Here is a 22,972-nt window from a genome sequence, read left to right on the forward strand (position 1 = left end):
TGCCGGGCCCGGCCGGCCGGGGGGACTTCGGATGCCCGGGGACCGTGGACAACGGGAAAGCGGTCTTGTTAGCGTCGAAAGGCTTCACGCCGCTCGGCGAGATCCGCCGGGCGCTCGGCGTTCCGGTGCGCTCCACGTTCCGGTGAGGGGGGCATGCCATGCGGGGACCCGTCCTCGTCCCGCCGCGCTCCTCCGATGCCCGGGTGACGGCCTCCCTCGTCCGCCGCCTGCCCATCGACCTGCGCCGCTCGGCCAGCTGTCTCTGTCGCTGACCCGAACGCCCCTCCCCCGCCGCACCCCCGCACCACATCGCTCGGCATCGCTCGGCATCGCTCGGCATCGCTCGACGTCGTACCTCCTCGCTGACCGGCGTGCCGCCCGTACGCGTGCCGTCGTGCCTCCTCGTGTCCTCATCCCGACCAGGAAGCGAGTCTCCGCCATGACCACCACACATCACCTCCACCTGGCCGTCGCCCTCGACGGCGCCGGCTGGCATCCCGCCGCCTGGCGCGAGCCCGGCGCTCGCCCCGGGGAACTCCTGACGGCCGGTTACTGGGCCGACCTGGTCGCCAGGGCCGAGTCCGGGCTGCTCGACTTCGTCACCATCGAGGACGCCCTGGCCCTCCAGTCCACCGGCCCCAACCGGCACGACGACCGCGTCGACCAGGTGCGCGGCCGGCTCGACGCGGTGCTGATCGCCTCCCGCGTGGCGCCGCTGACCCGCCATATCGGGCTGGTGCCGACCGCCACCACCACCCACACCGAGCCGTTCCACGTCTCCAAGGCGATCGCCACCCTCGACTTCGTCAGCGAGGGCCGGGCCGGCTGGCGCGCCCAGTTGTCGAAGCCGCTGGAGAACCCGCACTTCGGCCGGCGCCAGGTGCCGACGCTGCCCGAGCCGGGGCCCGACGGCGGCCTCCCGTCGCCGGACGAGATCGCCACGGTCTTCGCCGACGCGTTCGCCGAGGCCGAGGACTTCGTCACCGTCGTGCGGCGGCTGTGGGACAGCTGGGAGGACGACGCGGAGATCCGCGACGCCGCCACCGAACGGTTCATCGACCGCGAGAAGTTGCACCCCGTCGACTTCGCCGGCCGCTGGTTCAGCGTGCGCGGGCCTTCCATCGTGCCGCGCCCGCCACAGGGCCAGCCGCTGGTCACCGCGCTCGGTCACGCCTCCGTGCCCTACCGGTTCGGCGCCAGGACCGCCGACGTCGTCTACATCACCCCCCGGGACGCCGGCCAGGCCGGGGCCGCCGTCGAGGAGATCCGCGCCGAGCAGCGCGCGGCGGGCCGCGCCGACGAGACGGTGCACGTCTTCGGCGACCTGGTCGTCGTCCTCGGAGCAACCGCGTCGGCGGCCGAGGGGCGCCGCGGCCGGCTCGACGGGCGCCTCGGCGCCGAGTACACCGGCGACGCCCCGGTCTTCACCGGCACCGCCGCCCAACTGGCCGACACCCTGATCGAGTTGAGCGAGGCGGGGCTGACCGGTTTCCGGCTGCGCCCGGCCGTGCTACCGGACGACCTGGACACCGTCGTCGACGCGTTGGTGCCCGAGCTGCGACGCCGCGGCGCGTTCCGCGACGCCTACCGGGCGGACACGCTGCGGGGCCTGCTGGGGCTCCCGCGTCCCGCCAACCGCTACGCCGCCACGGCCCGTTGACCATCGCGAGGAACGGAAAGACGCCATGAGCGAAGCCAGGAAGCAGATCATCCTCGGCGCCTACGTCGGCGGCGTGAACCACCACACCGTCTGGTCCGACCCGAAGGCCGGCAGCCAGATCGCGTTCTCCACCTTCCGCCACGTCGCCCGGACCGCCGAGCGCGGCAGGTTCGACTTCTTCTTCCTCGCCGAGGGCCTGGCGCTGCGGGAGCGCGGCGGGAGGATCTTCGACCAGGACATCGTCGGCCGACCCGACACCCTCCCGGTGCTGGCCGCGCTGGCCGCGGTGACCGAGCACCTGGGCCTGGTCGGCACCCTCAACGCCACCTTCAACGAGCCCTACGAGCTGGCCCGCCAACTCGCCTCGCTCGACCATCTGTCGGGCGGCCGGGCCGGCTGGAACGTCGTCACCTCGTTCGACGCCTTCACCGGCCGCAACTTCCGGCGCGGCGGCTTCCTCGACCGCGAGGACCGCTATGTCCGCGCCCAGGAGTTCCTCGCCGTCGCCCGCCGGCTCTGGGACTCCTGGCCGACCGACGCCATCGCCGCGGAACGGGACGAGGGCGCCTTCCTCCGGCAGAAGGACGCCGGCTCCTTCGACTTCACCGGCCGGCAGTTCGACATCGCGGGGCGGTTCAGCACCCCCCGGAGCCCACAGGGGCACCCGGTGATCCTGCAGGCCGGGGTCTCGCCCCAGGGACGGGACTTCGCCGCCGGCGGCGCCGACGCCGTCTTCTCCCCCTACCACCGGCTCGCCGAGGCCCAGGAGTTCTACCGCGACATCCATGCCAGGGCGGCCCGCCAGGGCCGGCCGCCGGGCTCGGTGAAGGTGCTGCCCTCGGCCTCCTTCGTGCTCGGCGACACCGCGGCGCAGGCCGAGGAGCGCCACCGGGACGTCCTGCTGCGGCAGATCAGCGGGCAGACCGCCCAGATCCTCCTGGAGTCCGTCTGGAACCGCGACCTGTCCGGCTACGACCCGGACGGGCCGCTGCCCGACGTCGACCCGGACCCGACCGGGCCACGCGTCATCCAGGGACGCGCCGTGCTGCACCAGGACCCGTTCGCCACCGTCGCCGAGTGGCGCGAACTCGCCGCCGCCCGCGGCTACTCGCTCCGTGACCTCGCCATCCACGCCTTCGGGAGAACCGAGTTCGTCGGCACCCCCGCCCAGGTCGCCGACCGCATCGACGCGTTCGTCCAGCAGGACGGCTCGGACGGCTTCATCCTCGGCTCCCACCTGGTGCCGAGCGGCCTCGACGAGTTCGTCGACCAGGTGGTGCCGCTCCTCCAGGAACGCGGCTCGCTCCGCACCGACTACGGGGGCCGCACCCTGCGCGACAACCTGGGCCTCCCGGCACCGGCCGACGGGACGCTGGCCGCCTGAAGCTCATCCCGGCGACCCGGTGCCCCGGCACACCCGGGCCGCCGGGGCGGCGGGGCGGCGGTCAGCGGTGTGGGATCCCGAGCTGGTTCGCGGCGGCTTCCACGGTCTGCGCGAGCAGCACGGCGATGGTCATCGGTCCGACGCCGCCGGGCACCGGAGTGATCAGACGGGCTCGGGTGACGGCGGTGTCGAAGTCCACGTCGCCGACGTTGCCCCGGTTGTATCCGGCGTCGATCACCACCGCGCCGGGCTTGATGTCCTCCCCACGGATCAGCCGGGGCCGTCCCACGGCCGCCACCACCACGTCGGCTTCCCGGACGATTCCCGGCAGGTCGGCCGTGCGGGAGTGGCAGTACGTCACCGTCGCGTCCTCGGCGAGCAGGAGCATCCCCGCCGGCTTGCCGAGAATCGCGCTGCGCCCCACCACGACGGCGTGCTTGCCGGCGAGGTCGACGTCGTAGGCGTCGAGCAGCCGCATGATCCCGCCCGGCGTGCAGGACACGAACCCCGGCAGCCCGAAGCTCATCGCGGCGAAGGAACGCATCGTGACCCCGTCGACGTCCTTCTCCGGGGCGATGGCCTCGAAGGCCGCCCGCTCATCGATGTGCGGCCCGCAGGGATGCTGGAGCAGGATCCCGTGCACGTCCGGATCGTCGGACAGGGCGGTGAGGCTGTCGACCAACTCGGCGGTCGTGGTGGTGGCGGGCAGACCGATCTGCCGGGAGCGGATACCGGCCTTCGCGCTCCGTGCCCGCTTCATGCGCACGTACGTGACCGAAGCGGGATCCTCCCCCACCAGCACGGTCGCCAGACACGGACTGGTCCCCGCGCGCCGTGAGATCTCGCCCGCTCGGGCGGCGGCCTCCTCGACGACGCGTTTGGCGAGGCCGGTGCCGTCCATGAGCTGAGCCGTCTGAATCGCGGACATCGTTGCCCTCCAGGCGTTGCTGACCACTCGCCCAGGCGCACGGCAACGACATCTCGTCAGGCCGCTCCCCAGTGGTGCTCCACCTCAGCGCCAGTCACGGCCCACGGAACACTGTAGTTGACGCGGCAGAGGGCCGACGTGCCGCTGTGGAGGTTGTCCACTCCGAGGGCGCCGCGTGGGGGGACCCGCCCCGGGCGTCACGGGTCGTCGAGGACGGTCCACGAAACGCTGTCCAGCAGCACTCCGATGCCTTCGTCAGGGAGGCGGGTGCAGCGGACCGGGTGGACGTGGAAGGCCACGTCGGCGGGGAGCGGGAGAAACTCGATGGCGAGGCCGTTTACCTGATGCTGGAGTGGGCGGATGGATCGCGAAGAAGTGCTGGCCCTGTTCGACCGCCAGATGAGGCGCGACGCGCGGCCCGACGGTCCGGGGGCCCGAGTCGAGCGTGACGGTGACGTCGTGCGGCAGGTCGGCGCGGATCACGACTGGAACGGCGTCCTCTGGTCGGACCTCGACGAGGCTACGGCGGATGCGGCGATCGCGGCGCAGGTGCGCTACTTCGGCACGCTGGGGCGCGGGTTCGAGTGGAAGGCGTACGCGCACGACCGGCCGGGCGATCTCGGGAGGCGACTGCGATCCGCCGGGTTCACCGCCGAGCCCGAGGAAGCGGTGATGGTCGCCCGGATCCAGGATCTGCCGACCGACGTCGCGCTGCCCGAGGGTGTCCGCCTGCATCCGGTGACCGACCCGGCTGGGGTGGATCTCGTGGTGGACGTCCACGAGCAGGCCTTTGGCACCAGTGGTGCCGGTCTGCGGCAGCGGCTGCTCACCCAACTGGCCCGGAGGGCGGGAACGGTCAGCGCGGTCGTCGCGATGGCCGGCGACCTGCCCGTCTGCTCGGCGCGGATGGAGCTGAACCCGGCAACGGAGTTCGCGGGCCTCTGGGGTGGCGGCACGGTGGCTGCCTGGCGGGGCCGGGGTATCTACCGGGCCGTGGTCGCCCACCGTGCCCGGATCGCCGCCGGCCTCGGCTACCGCTACCTTCAGGTCGACGCCAGCGACCAGAGCCGTCCCATCCTGCGACGACTCGGGTTCGCCGTTCTGAGTACCACGACTCCGTACGTCCACCAGCCCCGGCACAACGACCGCGCAGCGTGACGCGGTAGCGCGGCCGTCGAGGGGCCCGGCGGATACTCACACGGGTATGGGCCACCTCCCTGGATGCGATGGACGAGCCCCGAAGCCGCGCGGGAGTGTGGTCTGTCCCGAACGCCGAGCGGGGACAGGCGCTCGTGGGTTTCGTTCCGCACGAACCGTTCCGTCTCGGCGACCGTCCTCGCCCGCGTGTGTGCCACGCCGATCAGCGCCGGAAGTTGTTGGAGGAAGGCCGAGACCGCGGGACCGTACCGGCAACGGCCCAGCCGCGTCCCCTCCGTGTCGAATCCGTCGGCCTGCCCGCGAGCCCGCGCGTCGTGGCTCGGGCGCGGAGGGCGCGGAGGGTTTCGGTGCACGCGCTGGTGACAGGTCTTCGCGTGGGGGTTCCGGAACCCCCCGGGGGACCCGCCGGCTCGAGGATCCGTGTTCGGCGGCCCCCGGGTTCGGGCCGTCGGGGTTCGCGTGCCCGGGTCACCCGGAGACCGTGGCGGCGGGCGGGGTCCAGCGGCGGGTGCGGGGTACGGCGCCGGGGACGCCGTAGTCCTTCTTGAGCTGTTCGGGGATGGCGTAGTGCATCACGCGTCCGCGGGTGAGGGAGGACAGCTCGAGGACGGTGGTGAGATGGCCGAGGCGGTCCAACGCCCAGGCTCCGAGGGGGGAGCGGTCCTCGATGGTCTCCAGGACGCCGAGGAGGTGGGGCACGGCCTTGACGACGGTGTCCCACGCGGTGCGGGGTACTTCGAGCCAGTCGGCGCACGTGTCGCCGACGAGGTATCGGATGAGCGCGGAGACGATCGGGTCGAAGAAGGTCCCTGGCGCGACCTCCTCGTAGAGGTCGATGAGCTGTCGGGTCAGGTGGGCGCCTTCCTCGGACGGCCCCATGTGCCGGATCATGTACAGGTCGAGGAACCGGCGGGCGTCGTCGAGGGTTTTGGGGACGGCGTCCTGGTCGACGCCGAGCATGGCGCCGACCACCCGCCAGGCGTAGAAGTAGGCCTCCGCGCCCTGGGTCGACATGTGGATGCCGAGGCGGTGCAGGCTGTCCAGGACGAGCAGGGAGAAGAACATCTGCCCGCCGATCATGTCCTCCTGGCAGATCGGCGTTCCGAGCACGTCGGTGTCCCAGCGGTTCTCACGCCTGAGGTGGTGGCGGATGGAGGCGTGCAGGAGACGGACCTTCTGGGCCGCGGGGATGAACCGGCTGTCGGCCTCGAAGGCGCCGGGCTGCATCAGGTAGACGGTGAACTGGCCGGTCTCCGCCATGCGTTTCGAGGGGTAGTTCAGGCCGTGGGTGGCCGACAGCAGTCGCGCCACCCGCGGGACGACGTAGCAGGCGGGCATGGCGGCGAAGGACAGTGCGGTGGAGATGTGCACGTTGTTGTCGATGAAGAACAGCCGGGCCCGCTCCATCTCGTCCCAGTCCACCCAGGTCGGCGGGGCGCTCGTGGCCTGAAGGTACTCCCGGGCGACGTCGGGCAGCCCGTCCGGCAACGGAGCGCCGGCGGTGGAGACGTAGCGCATCAGGGTGTTGAATTTGCCCACCTCCCCGCGTGCGAAGAGGGCGGCGACGGTGGCGTCCGCGAGTTCGTCACCGGCCTGCTGGAGGGCGTCCATCGATGCCTCGGTGTGGGTCATGGCAGGGCTCCTTGTCTGCTTGTCTGCGGAGGTCACGACAGGCGGACGGCCGCCGAATGCGCCAGCGTGGTCAGGGCCGCGGCGGCGTGCGCGGGTGCGTCCAGCTCGTGCAGCGCGCCGAGGGCCTCCTCGACCCGCGCGGTGATCATGGCCTCGACGCGGTCGGGCGACCTCAGTCGACGCATCACCTCGCGGACCGCGTCCAGACCGTCGGCGTCCAGGTCGGGTCGGCCGAGGAGGGCGCGCAGTCGCCGCCGCTCGTCGTCGCCGGCGACGCGCCAGGTCTCGGCCAGCAGGGCCGTGGGCCGGTGCCCGCGCACATCGTCGGTGTTGGACTTGCCAGTGTGTTCCGGGTCTCCGAACAGGCCGAGCAGGTCGTCCCGCAGCTGGAACGCCTCGCCCAGCGGGAGCCCGTACGCGGAGTAGCCCTGGCGCAGCCGCTCGCCGGCCCCGGCCAGGGCGCCGCCGATCAGCAGGGGCTGCTCGACGGTGTACTTGGCGGTCTTGTAGCGGACCACCTTCATCGAGGTCGCGGCGTCGGGGTCGGCGCCGGTGCACAGGATCTCCAGGCATTCGCCCGCGATCAGCTCCCGGGCCAGCACCGACCAGAGCGGGCGGGCTCGAGCCAGGTACGCGGCGGGCAGGCCGCTGGTGGTGAACAGCTGCCCGGCCAGCGACATCAGCAGATCCCCCACCAGCATCGCCAGCGACCTGGCGGCGGAGACGGCCCGTGGGTTCCGGCGCACGGCACCGCGCAGGGCGATGTGTGCCGTGGGCCGGCCATGCCGCAACGGGCTGTCGTCGATGAGATCGTCGTGGACCACCGCGGCGGCGTGCACCAGTTCCATCGAGGCCGCCGCCCGTACCAGCGCGTCGCTGTCCGGCTGCCCCACCGCACGCCAGCCCCAGTAGCAGAACGCCGCCCGCAGCCGCTTGCCCTCGGTGACCGCCGCCTCCAACTGGTCGGCCACCGGGCCGAGGACCGGGTCGATCGCCGACAACTGCTCGGCCTCCCGGCCGACGAAGTGGTGAAGCACGTCGTCGACCCGGGTCCTGAACGCGGCCGGCTCCCACCGGTCAGGCATCGTCCGCGACCCGCCGAGTCCGGGCGTGCCGGGCGAGGATCTCCAGGTGGGCCGGGGGGACGGCCGTGTACCGGTCCAGTGCCAGGCGGCCGCGCGCCACCAGATCGTGCTCGGCCTCCGCCGCCAGCTCCGCGGCGTCCGAACGGCGCAGCAGCCCCCGCGCCGCCCCCAGCGCCGAACCCAGTGTGCTCACCGCCAGGTCGGCCAGCCCGGCCGCCAGCAGCACCGCCTGCTCGTCCAGGCCCCCGCGTCGTTCCGATTCTTGCGTCATCCCATCCCCTCACCCACGGCAGATCCGGGCGGCGGCACTCGCGCGCCGTCCTCCCCAGCATCGCGTCAGGCCGGGCACATGGGGGGATGAGCACACGATCGAGCGATCACATCGCTTGTCTGTGCGGATCACGGCTGCCGCGGTCCCGCGCCGCTCCCTGGCATGGCGCGCGCCCCGTACTCCGCGGGTGTTCACGTCGGCGCCGTCGTATGCGGTGGACGGCTGAGCCGGCCGGCCTCGTGGTCCGATCCGTCGGTTGTCCGGGGCCGGCTGATTCCGATCGGCCGAGCTTCCGAACGCTCTGCCACCGCGCGGAGGGGCTGCCACCATCCCGTCGGGCGCCATGCGGCGGCCGGGGCATCGGAGAGACTCCGGCCGGGCCCCCACCCCCCGTCGAATCCGCCGGGCCACACGTTCACCGCCGCGCGGAGCACGATGTCCTGCTCCACCACCGGTTACCGCCTCAAGGCACTCTGAGAAGGCGCCCGCCGGGGCGTTCTCCGGCCCGTGACGGTGCCGTCCGGGCCGGAGAGCGTCACCGTGACCGACGGGCGGCGACGGGACGGCCGGCAGGTGCTGCTAGGACTGCTTGATCGCCGAGATGTCGAACTCCAGGACGATCTTGTCGCCGACCAGGACGCCGCCGCCCTCCAGCACGGCGTTCCAGGTCACGCCGAAGTCCTTGCGGTTGATCGTCACCGAACCCTCCAGGCCGACCCGCAGGTTGCCGTAGGGGTCGACGGCGTTGCCGCCGTACTCGAAGTCGATGCTGATCGGGCGGGTGGTGTCCTTGATGGTGAGGTCGCCCGTGACCCGGTACTCGGTGTCGCCGCGCTGCTCCACCGCGGTGGAACGGAAGGTGATGTCGGGGTAGTTCGGCGCGTCCAGGAAGTCGTTGGTGCGCAGGTGCTGGTCGCGCTGCTCGACTCCGGTGTCGATGCTCTCGGTCTTGAGCACGACCTGTGCGGTGGAGCGGGCCGGGTTGGCGCCGTCCAGACGCGCGGTGCCCTCGAACGTGTGGAACGCGCCCCGGACCTTCGTCACCATGGCGTGGCGGGCCACGAATCCGATCCGGCTGTGGGTGGGGTCGAGGACGTAGTCCCCGGTCAGCTCTTCGGGCTTGACGGTCATGGTCGGTCTGCCTCCAGCAGTCGTGGACCCCGGCGGCGATCCGCCCGGGGCGATCCCACGCCACGCTAGGGCCTGACCGGATGCCCGCCTAGCACGACGGGCGAGGGGATGCCGGCACACCACACGCTGAGCTCCCTGAGCGTGGTCCTCGCCTTCCGGGCACCTCACATCCGGTTAACTCGAACGGATGATGTACCACTCAGCGCCCGGCGGTGGCGACGGCGTGGAGCAGGGCAAGGGTCTCGCGGTGCGGCGTCCCCGGGTCGGCGGCGGCGTCGGCCAGCGCCGTCAGGTCGGACGCGTCGAGCGAGCCGACGGGGCGCAGCAGGCGGGCCAGTGGGTGGTGGAAGTCGTAGTGGGCCATCGCCGGTGCGGGCGCGCCGTCGGGGCCCGGGTCGAGGTGGCCGTCCACGACGGCGAATCGGCCGTCGGCCGATCCCGCGACGGTGTGGATCAGTCGTGGGTCCCAGCCGGCGTCCAGCAGGGGGCGGGGGGCGGTCACCGGCGCGAGGGTGTCGGGGTCGAAGTACTGGTGCTCGCCGCCCGCGCGGCCCCCGATCACGCCCCAGGCCGGGATGGCGAACAGCCCGCTGAGCGTGGGGGCCTCGGCGATCGCCTCCAGTGCCAGCGCCTCGTGCGGGGAGATCCGCCAGCGGCTGAGGCCCCCGTTCGCGCCGCCGACGACGAGGGTGTGGGGGTCGGTGAAGGTCAGGCCGCGGACGGGGGCGTACGGCGACGGCACCACGTTGCGCGCCACCAGGTGCTCCATGCGCGCGTCCGTCACCACGACCGCCGTGCCGTCGCCGAAGGCGACCGCCTGCCCGGTGGGGTCCACCGCCAGTTGGGCGGCGGTCTCCAGGCCGAAACGCGCGAGGTCCATGATGTCCGGTTGTCGGTCGGGCCCGGCCACGGCGACCGTGGGAGTGAGCGCGCCGCCGGCGACGAAGCCGGCCGCGGTGCCGGCCGGCCGGGTGCCGAGCAGCACCTGTCCGGCCATCACCAGTCGCTCCGTGCCGGCCGCGTAATGCACCAGTGCCAGCCCCCGCGCCGGGTCGTCGCGGACGGCGACGACGTTCTCCGCGTCCACGCAGCCCACGGCGTGGTGTTTCAGCGTGCCGCGGTAGACGTCGTGCCAGGTGCCGCCGTCGAGCATCGTGATCCGCGTGAGGTCGGGCCGCTCGCGGGTGGTCACCGTCAGCACCGGGTCCCCGACGCCGAACGACAGCCAGTGCGCGTCGCGCGCCCGCAGCTCGTGGTCGGTGCGCACCGCGCGCGCCGCCGCGTCGGCCGCGTCGCGGACCGTCAGCTCGTCGGCGGCGGCCAGCACGGCCAGCGCGGAGCCGTCGGGGGGTGGGGCGGGCAGCCGCCTCGCCAGTCGCACCCCGTCGGCCAGCGGCACCGAGCGGATCAGCCGGTGCAGTGGCTCGACGTGCCCGCCGTCGAGATAGCGCACGACCTGTCGGTCGATCCGCCGGGCGTCCGCCCAGGCAACGCGTTCCATCCGTCGTCCCCGTCCCCCGCGCCGTATGCTGCTCGCGGCCGGGCGAACGCCGGGCCGCGGGCCGTGTGCCCGGCTAGAGTGTCAGTCAATCTCCCGGGGGAACAGGAGAGTTGATGAGCGACCCGATGAGCGTGCTGGCCATGGCCGGGGCGACGACGATCGTCGCCGCCATGGCCACGTCCGCGTGGGACACGACTCGCGCCCGCGCCGCCGCGTTGTTCCGCCGTCGTGGCGAGGAGGAGCCGGCGGCGCTCGGTGCGCAACTCGACGGCGACGCGCGCCTGGTGGCGGACGACCCGGACCCGGACGCGGCCCGTGAGGACCTGCTCCGGCCGTGGGCCCGGCGGCTCGCGATGCTGCTGAACGACCACCCCGAGGCGGGCGAGGACGTGCGGCTGTTGGTGGAGCGGGCAGCCGCCGACCTGCCGCCGGGCGCGCAGCACTGGGCGCAGCACATCACCGCGCACGCCGGCGGCACCGCGTTCGGGGCGCAGGGCCCGGGCAGCAGCGTCCACGTTCACCTCCCGGAGGAGCCGGGGGCCGGCAGCGGTCCCGGCCCAGGCGAGCCGGCGGGTGGGGCCGGCCGGCCCGGGTGACCGGTCCGCCGCCCGTCGGTCCCGGCGCCGGTGGCCTGGGCCCGCGCCAGGTGGTGCGTGCGGAGGGCGGTTTCGCGTATGGGGTGATCGGCGCCGACCTGCACGTCTTCGGCGATGGGCAACCTGTCTACGTCCTGGAGAACTGGCGGGGTGTGCCGCCGGCTGACGACGCGTGGCTTCGGGAGTTGCCCAGCCGGATGCTGAGCGCCCGGCACGAGATCGTCCCCTTCACCGGCCGTGCGGCGGACCTCGCGGCGTTGCACGCCTGGCGGCTGATGGACCGTCGGCTGGCCGCGCGCTGGTTGTACGGTCCTGGCGGCCAGGGCAAGACCCGGCTCGCCGCCCGGTTCGCCCGCGAGTCGCTGGCGGACGGCTGGAAGGTCGTCAGCGCGGTGCACGGGCCGGGCAGCGTGCTCCCGCCACCGGGCAGCCAGGACCTGAACACGGCTGGTGCCGCCGGCCTGTTGCTGGTCGTCGACTACGCCGACCAGTGGCCGCTGCCGCACCTGACCTGGCTGTTCAGCAACGCGCTGCTGCACCGGCCCGGCCTGCCGACCCGGCTGCTGCTGCTCGGCCGTAGTGCCGACGCGTGGCCGGCGGTCCGCGCCACCCTCGCGGACCTCCAGGCGGCCACGGCCGGGCATCCGCTGGCGCCGCTGGCGGCCGAGGACCGCGACGACCCGGGCCGCACGGAACACGACGTCGGCGGCGGTCGCCCGGACGCGGCGGCCGGGTCGGGAGAGCGGGCCCGCATGTTCCGCGCCGCGCGCGACAGTTTCGCCGTGCGCCACGATCTGCCGACCGCGTCGGGGATCGCCGCGGGGATCGCGCCTCCCATGCCGTTGGACGGCCCGGACTTCGGGCTGACCCTGACCGTGCACATGGCGGCGCTGGTGGCCGTGGACTCCCACCTGGCGGGGCGCCGGCCGCCGCGGGACGCCGCCGGCCTGAGCGTCTACCTGTTGGACCGTGAGCAGCGGCAGTGGGCCCGGCGGTGGAGCCGCAGGGCCGCCGGGTCCGCCTCGCGCAGCGCCCCGGACACCGCCTCGAACACCGCCTCGGACGCGACGCCGCCGGACGCGACCAACCAGACCGTCTTCACCGCCGCCCTGACCGGGCCCGTATCGCCCGACCTCGGCTTCGCCGCGCTGGCGTCGCTGGGCGCTGGTGGGCCCCGGCCCTCCGAGCGGACGCTCGCCGACCACGCCGCCCACTACCCGCCCGCCGACCCCGTGCGGCCGACCGTGTTGGAGCCGCTGACCCCCGACCGGCTGGCCGAGGACTTCGTCGCGCTGACCCTGCCCGGCCACTCCGCCGACTACCCGGCCCGCGACTGGGCGCCGTCCGCGCTCCACGCGCTGCTCCCGCACGCCCCCGGCGCACCGACCGCCCCGTGGACGCCTCGCGCCCTCACGCTGGTGGCCGCCGCGGCCGACCGGTGGCCACACGTGCGCACCGGGTACCTCGACCCGCTGCTGCGTGAAGCGCCGTGGCTGGCCGTGGCCGCGGGCGGCGGCGCGCTCGGCGCGGTCGCCGCCCTGGCGGACCTCGACGTCGAGGTGCTCGCCGCGGTCGCCGCCCACCTGCCGAACCGGGACGACGCCGACCTCGACCCGGCGGGCGCCGTGCTGGCCGACCGGCTGGCCGAGCACCGGCTGGCCGCCACCGACGACCCGGCGGAGCGGGCCGCCATCCATCTCGACCTCGGCTGGAGCCTGGCCGGCGCCGGCCGCTACGCCGAGAGCCTGGCCGCGACCGAGCGTGCGGCGGCCGGCTACGAGGCGTTGGCCCGCGCCGATCCCGACCGGTACGAGCCGGACCTCGCCCTCGCGTTGAACAACCTCAGCGTGCGCTACGACCGAGCACGGCGGACCGACGAGGCCGTCGCCGCCATGGAACGCGCGGTGGAGATCCGCCGCCGGCGGCTGACCGACCCCGTCGACCGGCACGCCGCCGAACTCGCCCTCTGCCTGTCCAACTACGGCGACCTCCTCAAGCACGCCGGCCGCTGGCTGGAGTCCCTGCAGGCCGGCTCGGAGGCGCTGGCCCGCTATCGCCGGCTGGCCGAGGCGCACCCCGGCAGGTACCGGGGCGACCTGGCCACGGCTCTGTTCAATCACGGGGCCGACCTCGCCGCCGCGCTCCGCGAGGACGCGGCCGTCGACGCGACGCGGCAGGCGGTGACGGAGCTGCGCCGGTTGGCGGCCGACCACCCCGCGGCATACGAGGGCACGCTCGCCAGCGGTCTCGCGAACCTGGCCTCGATGCTGAGCGGGCAGGGGCAGCGAGCGGAACAGCTGCTGACCCACCACCTCCGGTCCGGCGGCGCGCCGGACCCGCAGTTCCTGGCGCCGCCGCGCTGGCGCGAGGAGGCCCTCGCGGCGATCGAGCAGGCCGTGGAGATCAACCGCCGCCGGGCGCGCGCCAACCCCGTCGCGCTGGAGGTCGACCTCGCCGATGCCCTGCGGACCAGCGCGGCGGTGCGGCGCGCCTGCGGGATGGAGTCCGCGGCGCTGACCGACGAGCGGGAGGCCGCGGCGTTGTTCGACCGGCTCGGCGCCGCGGCCGAGCCACATCGCGCCGAGCGACGCGAGACGTACGGCTCGCAGGTCCCGGACGTGCTGGACGAGGTGCAGCTCACCCTCTACCGCTACCTGGCCGCCGTCGACGTCGCGACCCACGGCCCGCGGCTGGCACTGCTGCTGGACCTCCACCGTCCCACCGCCGCGGCCGGCAGGCCGACCGGCGGTTTCCACGACCTGGCCGCCCTGCGGGAGGCCGCCGAGACGTGTGCCCGGCTGGCCGCGCTCGACCCGGTGGCGCACGAACCGGACTACGCCTACGCGCTGACCCGGCTGGCCGACGCCCTGTGGTGGGAGGGCGAGCGCGCGGAGTCCGTCCCGGCCACCGAGCGGGCGGCCGAGGTCACCGCCCGCCTCACCGCCGTGGATCCCGGGGAGTTCGGGCCGCGACTGGCCATGGTCAGGGAGAACCTGGTCCGCCGTCTCACCGCCACGGGCCGCCGCCGCGAGGCCCGCGCCCTCCGTCGCGGTTTCCGCCGCGCCCGCACCTGACCCGCCCTGCCGCCCCGCGGTCGCGGGGCGGCGGGGCGGGGGCGACCCGGGGTCGGATCAGCCGTTCATCGCGGTGAGCAGCGTCGACAGGTCGCCGACCAGTTCCTCCTCGGTCAGGGCCCTGGTGTCGAAGCCGCCGGCGTTGTGGAAGCCGCTGATCTGGATGGCGACGTACCGGTCGCCGACCACGTAGCCCGCGTCGAGGAAGCCGTGCCCCCCGCCGTCGTCCTCGTACACCAGGTAGCCCGACGTGCCGGCCGGCAGGGTGTACAGCGGGCCGGCGCCTGCCGAGTCCCGCAGGTTGTCCATGGTCGACCTCAGCTGGGACCCGAGCTCACCCGCGGGGTACATGACCTCGGAGGTCGTGTAGTCCCGCACGCTGAGGCGAATGTTGCGGATGGCCACGCCCTCCTGGCCGTAGGCCGCCTCCGCCGGCTCGTAGTTGCAGGCGGCCACCGGAATGGTCACCTCCGGGCCGTCGTCGACGACCTCCCCCATCACCTGGCCGTCGAGCTGTGAGGTCACCACCGCGGTCAGCGCGGCGCAGCGCTCCTGGCCCGAGCCCTCGAGCGGCAGCATGGGGTCCCCGAAGTCCTCCAGGCCCGGGTACTCCTGGGCCGGCGACGCGCTGAGCTGCGGTGCGCCGGCCGAGGTGTCGCCGCCGAGCGACCTGACGATGTCGGTGATCTCCCGGAAGGTGGTCTCCTCGGTGAGCGGCTCGCTCGGGCCGGCGTGGCGCACGGTCCATCCGTAGACGAGGACGTAGAAGGTGGTGTCGCCCTGCCGGAACGAGGCGGTGCCGTCGCCTCGTTCCAGGCCCGCCGCCAGGTTCTGGTTGTGGACGATCCAGCCCTCGTCGCCGACGGGGAGTTCGTAGAGCGGGCTCCAGACCATGTCGGTGCCGCCGCCACCCACGTTGGAGCGCATGACGGAGGTGAACCTGTCGTAGGCGGGCCCCGCGACCTCCCCGACCGACATGTACACGTTGGCCGTGAACCGGTAGGTGCCGTCGTCGAGGGTGCTGGCCGCGGGGGTGTTGTACCAGCAGTCCACGCCGCCGTCCTCGGAGTCGGCGCTCTGGAGCTCGTAGTTGCGGGCGAGCATGGTCTCCGAGACGGCCGCGCACGCGGCGTCGGGCCCCGCCTCGTAGTCGAGGGCCAGCGCGTCGGGGAACCCCAGCGGCTCCAGGGTCGGGTGCGTGGTCAGCCGCGGCTCCCCGTCCCCGGGGCCCTCGTCGTCGCCTCCCCCGCCGAGGGTCGTCACGACCACACCGCCCACCGCCAGCACGGCGACGAGCGCGACCAGCGCCCACCAGGGCCGGGCGCGGCGCGGCGCCGGTCCGCCGGGCACCGGGGGCACGGGGTGGCCGTATCCCGGCGGCGGAGCGCCGTGCTGGTACGGGGGCGGCTGGTGCGGGGGGTGGTGGTAGTGCTGGTAGTTGTCGGACATGCCCTCGGTGACTCGCTCTCGGCTTTCGCTCGAACCGGCGGGCGCACCCGCTGTGCGTCCCTCGGACACCGGTTCCTTCGGGCGAGTCTCGCGACCAGCGCTTTCATGGCGCTTTCACCGCTGGCCGGGTGCTCGACGATCCCCGCCTGGCACGCGACGCGGCGGACTGGCCGCTGACCAGGTGGGCCGAGGGCACGGAGCCGGCGGAGGCCGGCTGGGGCAAGGGCGCGGCCGGGCTGCTGCCGGCCTCGGCGGAGATCCTGACGACCGTCGGAGAGCCGGACCGGCTGGCCGGCGACCGGCCGCGGAACCTGGTGGACCGGGCCACCCGGCTGCCCGACCAGGGGCCGGTGGACCTGTCCGTCCGCCACGGCAGCGGCGGGGTGGTCCCGTCGCTGATCGCCGCCGCGCGCCTCCTCGACGACACCACGCTGCTGGCCCGGGCCCACACGTACCAGGAGCGCGTCCTCGAAATCGCCAGGACCGGAGGCTTCTTCACCGGAGCCCCGGGCCGCACCTCCCTCCTGGGCTACCTGCTCGGCTGGGCGGGGATCGGGGACTCCGACGTACTGCTGCACATGTCCGCCGCCAACGGCCCCTTCCCGATCCCGGTCGCCCTGCACGGCTGACGGACGCGCGAGCCGGGACGGGCCGGACACAGTGACGAACGTTCCTGATCGCGACGGGTCAGGGACACCTCGTCACGTCGCGACGACATACTCCCGCCCCTGTCGCGCTCGGCGTTCGGCGTTCGGCGGATCGGCCTCCGCCCCGGCGGCCGAGTCGTCCGCCGACACGCCCTCCGGCATGCGGAACTGGCACCCGCGGCTCGTGGGTGGACCGGCCCACCGCCCAGGGCAGGACGCTGTCCGGGCCCCGGAACTGAAGGGCCGCTACCGGTAGGCACCCGGCACCCCCCGGCCCCACCGGGGTGGACCCGCTGCCGAGGAGAGCCGGGCCAGCCGTTTCGGTCAGGATTCGAGAAGCGCGCGGCTCGGGGCCGCGGCTAGCGTCGCCGCCATGACTCACATCGCATCCGTCACCCTCGGGGTGTCCGACCCCGCCGCGGCCAACCGGTTCTACGCCACGGCCTTCGGCCTGGACGGCCGGATACACGCGCGCGCCTCGGAGGCCCCCACGGCGGGCTTCCGCGGCTTCACCCTGTCGCTGGTGGTGTCCCAACCGGCCGACGTGAACGCCCTCGTCGACGCCGCCGTGGCCGCCGGTGCCGCGACGCTGAAGCCCGCCGCCAAGTCGCTGTGGGGCTACGGGGGCGTCGTGCGGGCCCCGGACGGCACGATCTGGCAGGTCGCGTCCTCGTCCAAGAAGGACACCGGCCCCGCGACTCGCGGGATCGACGAGATCGTGCTGCTGCTGGGGGTCGCGGACATGGCCGGGAGCAAGCGGTTCTACGTCGGCCGCGGCCTCACGGTGGCGAAGAGCTACGGCAGCAGGTACGTGGAGTTCGCCACCGGGCCGGGTTCCGTCAAGCTGGCGCTGTACAAGCACCGCGCCCTGGCCAAGGTCGCCGGCGTCGCTCCCGACGGCACCGGGTCGCACCGGCTCACGGTCGACGGCGACACCGAGCCGTTCACCGACCCGGACGGCTTCGCCTGGGCGACCACGTCGCGGACCGCGTCGCCGGGGACCGCGGGCCTCACCCGTTCGGAGTAGCGTCCGCCTTCTTCGGAATGCGCCGTTCGGGTTACCGGTCGATCCTGGGGAAAACGGAGCACAACGCACGCGACCGTTCCCGGGAGGAGCGTTTCCATGCCTGTCTGCACCACACGCGACGACGTCGAGATCTTCTACAAGGACTGGGGACGCGGACGGCCCGTGGTGTTCATCCACGGCTGGCCGCTCGACGGCGACGCCTGGCAGGACCAGATGAAGGCGGCCGCCGACGCCGGCTTCCGGGCCATCGCGCACGACCGGCGCGGTCACGGACACTCGACCCCGGTGTTCGACGGCTACGACTTCGACACCTTCGCGGACGACCTGCACGACCTGCTCACCACGCTGGATCTGCGGGACGTCACCCTGGTGGCCCACTCGATGGGCGGCGGGGAGCTGGCCCGGTACATCGGCCGGCACGGCACCGACCGGATCCACTCGACCGTGCTGCTGTCGGCGATCACGCCGCTGATGAGCGAGTCGCACGGCAATCGCGACGGCGTGCCCGACGAGGTCTTCGACCAGATCAAGCAGGGCATCCTCGCCGAGCGGTCCCAGTTCTGGCAGGACACGGCCGAGTCGTTCTTCGGCGCGAACCGGTCGGGCAACAAGGTCACGCAGGGCAACAAGGACGCGTTCTGGTCCATGGCGATGCGGGAGACGATCCAGGGCGGCGTCGCCTGCGTGGACGCCTTCGCGTACACGGACTTCACCGACGACCTGAAGAAGTTCGACGTCCCCACCCTGGTGGTGCACGGCGACGACGACCAGGTCGTCCCGTTCGAGGCGACCGGCCGCAAGACCGCCGAGATGATCGACGACGCGACCCTGAAGGTGTACGAGGGCGGGGCCCATGGGCTGGCCATGGTGCCCGGCCACAAGGAGCGCTTCACCTCCGACCTGCTGGAGTTCCTCGCCCGGTGAGGGACCGGCCGGGCGCGCGATGCCGCCGCGGCCCTACTCCCGGGCCACACCGAGTGGCGTGTCGCCGCCGACCCTGAGCCCGGATGGATCTCCGATCCATCCGGGCTCCGACGTCGGCCCCGGCGGCGCGCGGGGAGAGCGCGTCAACACACGGGCGACACACCGAAGTTGAAAGTCGCGCGACGGATGATCACATCATGTACGAGAATTGCGTCAGGAGTTCGACTTGGTGCTCACGGGCGGGGGGACTGGTGACCAGCCCGTGGCTGACAGAAGGAAGAACGTGAGACGCAAGTTCGCAGTCATGGCAAGCATTTGCGGCCTGCTGGCCGCCTCGGCACTCGGCGCGTCGACCACGGCCACCGCGGCCTCGGCGGCCGCGGCGACCGCCGCTGTGCCGGAGGGGTGGGAGAGGATCGACGGCGAGGCCGAGCTGGCGGACGTCCTGGCCGGGTCCACGGTGACCGCGCCGGCGGGGCAGGCGGACTCCGGGTTCGCCGCCCAGGACGTGATCGTCGAGGAGCGGTTGGCCATCGAGTCGGTGCGCAACTGGAACTTCGTCGCCACGGAGTTGAGCTACGCGGCCCCGAACACCGGCCTCCTGCGCGCCCGTTCCCTGGGCATCTTCGGGGCGTGGGAGGAGTTCAACTTCGTCTGGGACGACACCAACGGCACGTTCGCGATCCAGTCGCGGGCCAACGGCCTCTACGTCGCGGTCGAGAAGAACTTCACGGGCGACCGGCAGAACATGCTGCGCGCCCGCTCGGAGAGCATCGGCGGCTGGGAGCGGTTCGAGCTCTACCAGGACGAGGAGACCTTCGAGTTCGCCATCCGGTCGACGCTGAACGGCCAGTGGGTCGCCATGGAGAACAACTACGGCGGCACTCTCCAGTATGTGCTGCGCGCCCGCTCCGCCCAGCCGTCCGGCTCCTGGGAGGCGTTCAACATCTACCAGGTCATCGGCTGACCCCGCGCGGTTCGTGACACCCGGGCCCCACCGGAGACTCTCCGGTGGGGCCCGGCTGAGCGTGAACACCCGCTCCCGCTCGACACCGAATAGCCGGAACAAGGATTGTCCGCACGCGGGTAGGGCGTCGCACAGCCCGGAACCGCGCGGCACGGCGGACGGCCCGGCGGCCCCGGCATCCTCCCGGGTCGGTTCCGCCGAGCCGGAGCGCGTGGGCGCGACCCGGTCGGGTCGTCGGCGTCAGTGTGCCGGGACCACGGCCTCCGCGGGCACCGGCACCGCCTCGGCCGGCCGCTGGTCGGTGGGCGGCACGGCCTCGGCCGGCTGCTGGTCGGTGGGCGGCACCTCGGCCGGCACCTCCTCCGCGGGCACCTCCTCCGCGGGCACCTCCTCCGCGGGCACCTCCTCGGCGGGCGCCGGCACCGGCACCGGCGCCTCGTCGATCGGCTCGGGGCGTACCCGCTCCTCCGCCGGCGCCTCGTCGGCCGGCGGCTCCGCCACCGGCACGGGCTCCGTCACCGGCCGCGCGGGCCGCTGGGCGGATTCGTCCGTGGCCGCGTTCGCCACCGCGGCCCAGGCGCCGGCCGCCAGGCAGGCGCCCGCGGCGCCGATGGCGAGGCGGCGCACAGCGCGTCGTGTCATGTCGTGACTCCCTTGTGAGAGGGCCGGCCGCGGCGTACCGCGCCGCCGGCCGGCGAAGGTCCTTGCACCCACCCAGTACGGGCATCCCCGCCCGGCGGGTTGCCCGGCGCCCACGAGACGAACCTCTCGTCCGCGCCGTGCAACCCGCGGGCGCCCCGCTCCGTACAACCGGGGAGGGGTCAACTGTCAGGCGCGGCGAAGGGTCCGTGGTGAGGGAAGCAGCCCGGGAACGCGAGTTCCGGGAGTTCGCCGAGGCACGGCAGCGGCATCTGCGGCGCAGTGCCTACCTGTTGTGCGGGGACTGGCACGAGGCGCAGGACCTGACGCAGACGACGCTGATGAAGCTCTACGCGGCCTGGGGGCGGGTGCGGCGCGACGGCAACGTGGAGGCGTACGCCCGCACCATCCTGACCCGCACCTTCATCGACCAGCACCGCCGGCGCGGTTGGCGTGAGGAGGCCGTGGACCGGGTGCCCGAGCTGCCGGAGGGGCAGGGCCCCGAGCCGGAGCTGCGGATGGTGATGCGGGCGGCGCTGATGGCCCTGCCGCCGCGCTACCGGGCGGTGTTGGTGCTCCGCTTCTGGGAGGACTGGAGCGTGGAACAGACGGCGCAGGCGCTGCGGATCTCCACGGGCACGGTGAAGAGCCAGAGCGCCCGGGGGTTGGCCCACCTGCGTCGGCTCATCGAGCGGGAGGTCGGCGAGGTGCGCGGGAGATGACACGGATCATGGACAGGTCGAGCGGCGACGAGGAGCGGGGCGGGCCCGGCGAAGGTGCCCACGTGCGGGACGTCCTCGAGATCGTCGTCGGATCCGGCGCCGAGCCGCCGCTCGGCGACCTGACGGACGCGGCGGTCGCCGGCGGTCGCCGCGTCCGCCGGCGCCGCGGTGCGGCGCTGTTGGCGGGAGTCGCCACCGCGCTGCTGGTGGCGGTGTCGGCCACCGCCGCCCTGCGGCAAGCTGAGCCGGGGCCCGTCGGGCCGGCGCGGCCGACGCAGAGCCCCACCTCGGTGGAGCCCACGCCCCGGCCGGCGGGTCCGGTGGTTCCGCCCACCGACGAGGTGGTGCCCTCCTCGAACCCCCAGGAACCGCAGGACGTCACGAACGGCTCGCGCTGACCGCGTCCGCCGCGGAACCTGTGATCGGTAGGACGGGGGCCGCCGCCATCCTGGACGCGTCCGCACCGTCCGCGCCTTGCCGTCCGCGCTCTCGCGCCTGCCGGTGACGCCGCACAGTCGAGAGGAACCCCGTCCATGAGGATCACGACCTGGCTCGTCGCGATCGTCGGCCTCGGGCTGACCGTCCCCTACGTGCTGGAGGGGCTGAGCGGCGACGGCCCCGCCGGCTGGGTCAACGGCTTCCTCGCCGGGCCGATCCTGCTGCTCTTCGTGGTGCCGGACCTCTTCCTGCTCAGGTGGCTCACCGGCGGGGGCGACCGCTCCGCGCGGGGCGACGTGCCGAAGGCGTTCCGCGGAGCGCCCCTCGCCATCGGCACCGTGGTGTCGACCGCGCGGACCGGGCTGTCCGTCAACGACCAGCCGCAGCTGGACATCGTGCTCGACGTCGACACGACGGAAGGCCGGTCGTTCCGGGCCGTGCTGCGGCGCGTCGTGGACCTGACCGAACTGTCCACGCTGCGGGCCGGCCTCCAACTGCCCGTGCGGTACCGCCCCGGCGGCGGTGACGGCCGAGTGGTGCTGGCGTCGGACGCCGATCCGCGGGAGGTGCAGCGGACGCTGAGCCGCGTGCGGCTGGCCAAGGGGCAGATCACGGCGCGGCAACTGCGAGTGGGCGAGGAGGGCGTCGACACGAACGCCGTCGTCCTGGCGATGGCCCCCACCGGCGAGGTTCGTCACGACGCCGCGGTGGTGGACCTGACGCTCCGGGTGACGCGCGTCGACGGAACGATGTTCGACATCACGCGGCGCAAGACCATACCCGCCACCGCGGTGGCGCGGCTCCAGCCCGGCATGGTGGTGCGTGCCCGCTACCTCCCGCACGACGAGACGGAGGTCGTGGTGCTCACCCCGGCCGACCCGAGCGTCCGGTGAGTGCCGGGGCGCGGGTCGACGATGACTTCGCGCCACGGGAGGAGTCTCCCCTTCGAACACCGTGCCGACCTGTTCGGTCCGGAGTGCGAGGCAGGGACGATTCGTGACAGGAGACTCGCTCACATGACTGATACGGGACTGACATCGGAGCGCGGTCCGAGGGCCGGGGTCTGGCCCCTGATCCGTCAGGAACGGGCGGCGCTGGCGGCCGATCTCACGATGCTGTCCGACGAACGGTGGGCGACGCCGTCGCTGTGCGCCGGCCTGTCGGTGCGTGAGGTACTGGCGCACCTCACCGCCGGGGCGAGCCTCACCCCGACGCGTTGGCTGGCGGGGGTGATCCGCTGCCGGTTCGACTTCGACAGGCAGGTGGCCCTGCGGCTGGCCGAGCAGCTCGGCGCGACCCCGGCCGAGACGTTGGAGCGGTTCCGCGGTGTCGTTCCCAGCAGGACCAAGCCTCCCCTGCCCGCGCTGGCCATGCTGGGCGAGACGATCGTGCACGGGGAGGACATCCGGCGCCCGCTGGGCATCCGCCGCGACCACCCGATCGAGGTGCTCACCCGGGTGGCCGAGTACTACCGGGGCTCCGATCTCGTGGTCGTCGCCAGGAAGCGCGTCGCCGGCCTCCGACTCGCCGCCACCGACGGCCCCTTCGACACCGGCTCCGGGCCGCTGGTCTCCGGCACCACCCTGGCGCTGACGATGGCCATGACCGGGCGCGAGACGTTCCTCGACGACCTGGCGGGCGACGGTGTCCCGCTGCTGCGCGAGCGTCGCGGGATGTCCTGACGAGTGGCTGTCCGCGCGATCTCTCGCGGGAGGGGCGCCCGGGCGGCGGGGGTGGCG

At 73.7% G+C, this 22,972-nt stretch carries 21 protein-coding genes and 1 riboswitch; of the genes, 13 read left to right on the forward strand and 8 right to left on the reverse strand.

Annotated features, from left to right (window positions below):
• Positions 1 to 439 precede the first annotated feature (439 nt).
• Both E1283_RS02150 and E1283_RS02155 read left to right on the forward strand, forming a co-directional pair.
• Positions 440 to 1,660 carry an LLM class flavin-dependent oxidoreductase gene (locus E1283_RS02150; protein WP_132815955.1) on the forward strand — a complete coding sequence of 407 codons (1,221 nt, stop codon included), beginning with the start codon at positions 440 to 442 and terminating at the stop codon, positions 1,658 to 1,660.
• Positions 1,661 to 1,685: 25 nt separating this feature from the next.
• Positions 1,686 to 3,044, forward strand: a complete 1,359-nt coding sequence (locus E1283_RS02155) for an NtaA/DmoA family FMN-dependent monooxygenase (protein WP_132815957.1) — start codon at positions 1,686 to 1,688, stop codon at positions 3,042 to 3,044.
• 61 nt (positions 3,045 to 3,105) lie between these two features.
• Here the strand turns inward: E1283_RS02155 and E1283_RS02160 are convergent, their stop codons facing one another.
• On the reverse strand, positions 3,106 to 3,972 hold the full coding sequence (locus E1283_RS02160) for a bifunctional 5,10-methylenetetrahydrofolate dehydrogenase/5,10-methenyltetrahydrofolate cyclohydrolase (RefSeq protein WP_132815959.1): 867 nt from the start codon (positions 3,970 to 3,972) through the stop codon (positions 3,106 to 3,108).
• A gap of 22 nt (positions 3,973 to 3,994) precedes the next feature.
• Positions 3,995 to 4,080: riboswitch (ZMP/ZTP riboswitch) on the reverse strand.
• Between the two features lie 252 nt (positions 4,081 to 4,332).
• Here E1283_RS02160 and E1283_RS02165 point away from each other — a divergent pair.
• On the forward strand, positions 4,333 to 5,130 hold the full coding sequence (locus E1283_RS02165; protein WP_132815961.1) for a GNAT family N-acetyltransferase: 798 nt from the start codon (positions 4,333 to 4,335) through the stop codon (positions 5,128 to 5,130).
• 468 nt (positions 5,131 to 5,598) lie between these two features.
• Here the strand turns inward: E1283_RS02165 and E1283_RS02170 are convergent, their stop codons facing one another.
• The 5 genes from E1283_RS02170 to E1283_RS02190 all read right to left on the reverse strand — a co-directional run bounded on the left by E1283_RS02170 (position 5,599) and on the right by E1283_RS02190 (position 10,750).
• Positions 5,599 to 6,762: an oxygenase MpaB family protein gene (locus tag E1283_RS02170; protein ID WP_132815963.1), complete on the reverse strand. Its 1,164-nt coding sequence runs from the start codon at positions 6,760 to 6,762 to the stop codon at positions 5,599 to 5,601.
• A 32-nt stretch (positions 6,763 to 6,794) separates the two neighbouring features.
• Complete coding sequence (locus E1283_RS02175; RefSeq protein ID WP_132815965.1) at positions 6,795 to 7,847, reverse strand: polyprenyl synthetase family protein; 1,053 nt, start codon at positions 7,845 to 7,847, stop codon at positions 6,795 to 6,797.
• The gene (locus tag E1283_RS02180; RefSeq protein ID WP_132815967.1) at positions 7,840 to 8,118 is read right to left on the reverse strand and encodes a polyprenyl synthetase; all 279 of its coding nucleotides are present in this window, start codon (positions 8,116 to 8,118) and stop codon (positions 7,840 to 7,842) included. Before E1283_RS02180 ends, E1283_RS02175 begins: the two co-directional genes overlap by 8 nt.
• A 579-nt stretch (positions 8,119 to 8,697) precedes the next feature.
• Positions 8,698 to 9,249: a YceI family protein gene (locus tag E1283_RS02185; protein ID WP_132815969.1), complete on the reverse strand. Its 552-nt coding sequence runs from the start codon at positions 9,247 to 9,249 to the stop codon at positions 8,698 to 8,700.
• A 199-nt stretch (positions 9,250 to 9,448) separates the two neighbouring features.
• Entirely contained in the window at positions 9,449 to 10,750 is a 1,302-nt protein-coding gene (locus E1283_RS02190) for a hypothetical protein (protein WP_132815971.1), read from the reverse strand.
• A gap of 113 nt (positions 10,751 to 10,863) precedes the next feature.
• Here E1283_RS02190 and E1283_RS02195 point away from each other — a divergent pair, with 113 nt between their 5' ends.
• Together E1283_RS02195 and E1283_RS02200 are read left to right on the forward strand one after the other, a co-directional pair.
• On the forward strand, positions 10,864 to 11,346 hold the full coding sequence (locus E1283_RS02195) for a hypothetical protein (RefSeq protein ID WP_132815973.1): 483 nt from the start codon (positions 10,864 to 10,866) through the stop codon (positions 11,344 to 11,346).
• A gap of 50 nt (positions 11,347 to 11,396) precedes the next feature.
• Positions 11,397 to 14,420 (forward strand): tetratricopeptide repeat protein, encoded by a 3,024-nt coding sequence (locus E1283_RS02200; RefSeq protein WP_165955980.1) that lies wholly within the window; start codon positions 11,397 to 11,399, stop codon positions 14,418 to 14,420.
• Positions 14,421 to 14,477: 57 nt separating this feature from the next.
• Here E1283_RS02200 and E1283_RS02205 read toward each other — a convergent pair whose 3' ends face one another.
• Entirely contained in the window at positions 14,478 to 15,869 is a 1,392-nt protein-coding gene (locus tag E1283_RS02205; protein ID WP_132815977.1) for a hypothetical protein, read from the reverse strand.
• A 128-nt stretch (positions 15,870 to 15,997) separates the two neighbouring features.
• On the opposite strand from E1283_RS02205, the gene E1283_RS02210 reads away from it, so the two are divergent.
• From E1283_RS02210 to E1283_RS02225, 4 genes are all read left to right on the forward strand, one after another.
• Positions 15,998 to 16,498 carry a lanthionine synthetase LanC family protein gene (locus tag E1283_RS02210; protein WP_165955981.1) on the forward strand — a complete coding sequence of 167 codons (501 nt, stop codon included), beginning with the start codon at positions 15,998 to 16,000 and terminating at the stop codon, positions 16,496 to 16,498.
• A gap of 391 nt (positions 16,499 to 16,889) precedes the next feature.
• Positions 16,890 to 17,543 carry a VOC family protein gene (locus E1283_RS02215; protein WP_132815981.1) on the forward strand — a complete coding sequence of 218 codons (654 nt, stop codon included), beginning with the start codon at positions 16,890 to 16,892 and terminating at the stop codon, positions 17,541 to 17,543.
• 96 nt (positions 17,544 to 17,639) lie between these two features.
• Entirely contained in the window at positions 17,640 to 18,467 is an 828-nt protein-coding gene (locus E1283_RS02220) for an alpha/beta fold hydrolase (RefSeq protein WP_132815983.1), read from the forward strand.
• A 304-nt stretch (positions 18,468 to 18,771) separates the two neighbouring features.
• Positions 18,772 to 19,434, forward strand: a complete 663-nt coding sequence (locus tag E1283_RS02225) for a fascin domain-containing protein (RefSeq protein WP_132815985.1) — start codon at positions 18,772 to 18,774, stop codon at positions 19,432 to 19,434.
• A 240-nt stretch (positions 19,435 to 19,674) separates the two neighbouring features.
• Here the strand turns inward: E1283_RS02225 and E1283_RS02230 are convergent, their stop codons facing one another.
• Positions 19,675 to 20,076 carry a hypothetical protein gene (locus E1283_RS02230; RefSeq protein WP_132815987.1) on the reverse strand — a complete coding sequence of 134 codons (402 nt, stop codon included), beginning with the start codon at positions 20,074 to 20,076 and terminating at the stop codon, positions 19,675 to 19,677.
• 209 nt (positions 20,077 to 20,285) lie between these two features.
• Here E1283_RS02230 and E1283_RS02235 point away from each other — a divergent pair, with 209 nt between their 5' ends.
• The 4 genes from E1283_RS02235 (at position 20,286) to E1283_RS02250 (ending at position 22,915) form a co-directional block, all read left to right on the forward strand.
• Positions 20,286 to 20,795 (forward strand): SigE family RNA polymerase sigma factor, encoded by a 510-nt coding sequence (locus E1283_RS02235; protein ID WP_132815997.1) that lies wholly within the window; start codon positions 20,286 to 20,288, stop codon positions 20,793 to 20,795.
• Positions 20,792 to 21,193 (forward strand): hypothetical protein, encoded by a 402-nt coding sequence (locus E1283_RS02240; RefSeq protein WP_132815989.1) that lies wholly within the window; start codon positions 20,792 to 20,794, stop codon positions 21,191 to 21,193. Before E1283_RS02235 ends, E1283_RS02240 begins: the two co-directional genes overlap by 4 nt.
• Positions 21,194 to 21,328: 135 nt before the next feature.
• On the forward strand, positions 21,329 to 22,126 hold the full coding sequence (locus tag E1283_RS02245) for a hypothetical protein (RefSeq protein WP_132815991.1): 798 nt from the start codon (positions 21,329 to 21,331) through the stop codon (positions 22,124 to 22,126).
• Positions 22,127 to 22,249: 123 nt separating this feature from the next.
• Positions 22,250 to 22,915, forward strand: coding sequence for a maleylpyruvate isomerase family mycothiol-dependent enzyme (locus E1283_RS02250; RefSeq protein ID WP_132815993.1), 666 nt, complete (start codon positions 22,250 to 22,252; stop codon positions 22,913 to 22,915).
• The last annotated feature ends 57 nt before the right edge of the window (positions 22,916 to 22,972 follow it).

Source organism: Streptomyces hainanensis, from assembly GCF_004348415.1.
Classification (GTDB): Bacteria; Actinomycetota; Actinomycetes; order Streptomycetales; family Streptomycetaceae; genus Streptomyces; species Streptomyces hainanensis.

Excerpts from the sequence above, each read along its gene's own strand:
- E1283_RS02150 (WP_132815955.1), top strand. The coding sequence starts at position 440 with ATGACCACCACACATCACCTCCACCTGGCCGTCGCCCTCGACGGCGCC.
- E1283_RS02155 (WP_132815957.1), top strand. The coding sequence starts at position 1,686 with ATGAGCGAAGCCAGGAAGCAGATCATCCTCGGCGCCTACGTCGGCGGC.
- E1283_RS02160 (WP_132815959.1), bottom strand. The coding sequence starts at position 3,972 with ATGTCCGCGATTCAGACGGCTCAGCTCATGGACGGCACCGGCCTCGCC.
- E1283_RS02165 (WP_132815961.1), top strand. The coding sequence starts at position 4,333 with ATGGATCGCGAAGAAGTGCTGGCCCTGTTCGACCGCCAGATGAGGCGC.
- E1283_RS02170 (WP_132815963.1), bottom strand. The coding sequence starts at position 6,762 with ATGACCCACACCGAGGCATCGATGGACGCCCTCCAGCAGGCCGGTGAC.
- E1283_RS02175 (WP_132815965.1), bottom strand. The coding sequence starts at position 7,847 with ATGCCTGACCGGTGGGAGCCGGCCGCGTTCAGGACCCGGGTCGACGAC.
- E1283_RS02180 (WP_132815967.1), bottom strand. The coding sequence starts at position 8,118 with ATGACGCAAGAATCGGAACGACGCGGGGGCCTGGACGAGCAGGCGGTG.
- E1283_RS02185 (WP_132815969.1), bottom strand. The coding sequence starts at position 9,249 with ATGACCGTCAAGCCCGAAGAGCTGACCGGGGACTACGTCCTCGACCCC.
- E1283_RS02190 (WP_132815971.1), bottom strand. The coding sequence starts at position 10,750 with ATGGAACGCGTTGCCTGGGCGGACGCCCGGCGGATCGACCGACAGGTC.
- E1283_RS02195 (WP_132815973.1), top strand. The coding sequence starts at position 10,864 with ATGAGCGACCCGATGAGCGTGCTGGCCATGGCCGGGGCGACGACGATC.
- E1283_RS02205 (WP_132815977.1), bottom strand. The coding sequence starts at position 15,869 with ATGTCCGACAACTACCAGCACTACCACCACCCCCCGCACCAGCCGCCC.
- E1283_RS02215 (WP_132815981.1), top strand. The coding sequence starts at position 16,890 with ATGACTCACATCGCATCCGTCACCCTCGGGGTGTCCGACCCCGCCGCG.
- E1283_RS02220 (WP_132815983.1), top strand. The coding sequence starts at position 17,640 with ATGCCTGTCTGCACCACACGCGACGACGTCGAGATCTTCTACAAGGAC.
- E1283_RS02225 (WP_132815985.1), top strand. The coding sequence starts at position 18,772 with ATGGCAAGCATTTGCGGCCTGCTGGCCGCCTCGGCACTCGGCGCGTCG.
- E1283_RS02230 (WP_132815987.1), bottom strand. The coding sequence starts at position 20,076 with ATGACACGACGCGCTGTGCGCCGCCTCGCCATCGGCGCCGCGGGCGCC.
- E1283_RS02240 (WP_132815989.1), top strand. The coding sequence starts at position 20,792 with ATGACACGGATCATGGACAGGTCGAGCGGCGACGAGGAGCGGGGCGGG.
- E1283_RS02245 (WP_132815991.1), top strand. The coding sequence starts at position 21,329 with ATGAGGATCACGACCTGGCTCGTCGCGATCGTCGGCCTCGGGCTGACC.
- E1283_RS02250 (WP_132815993.1), top strand. The coding sequence starts at position 22,250 with ATGACTGATACGGGACTGACATCGGAGCGCGGTCCGAGGGCCGGGGTC.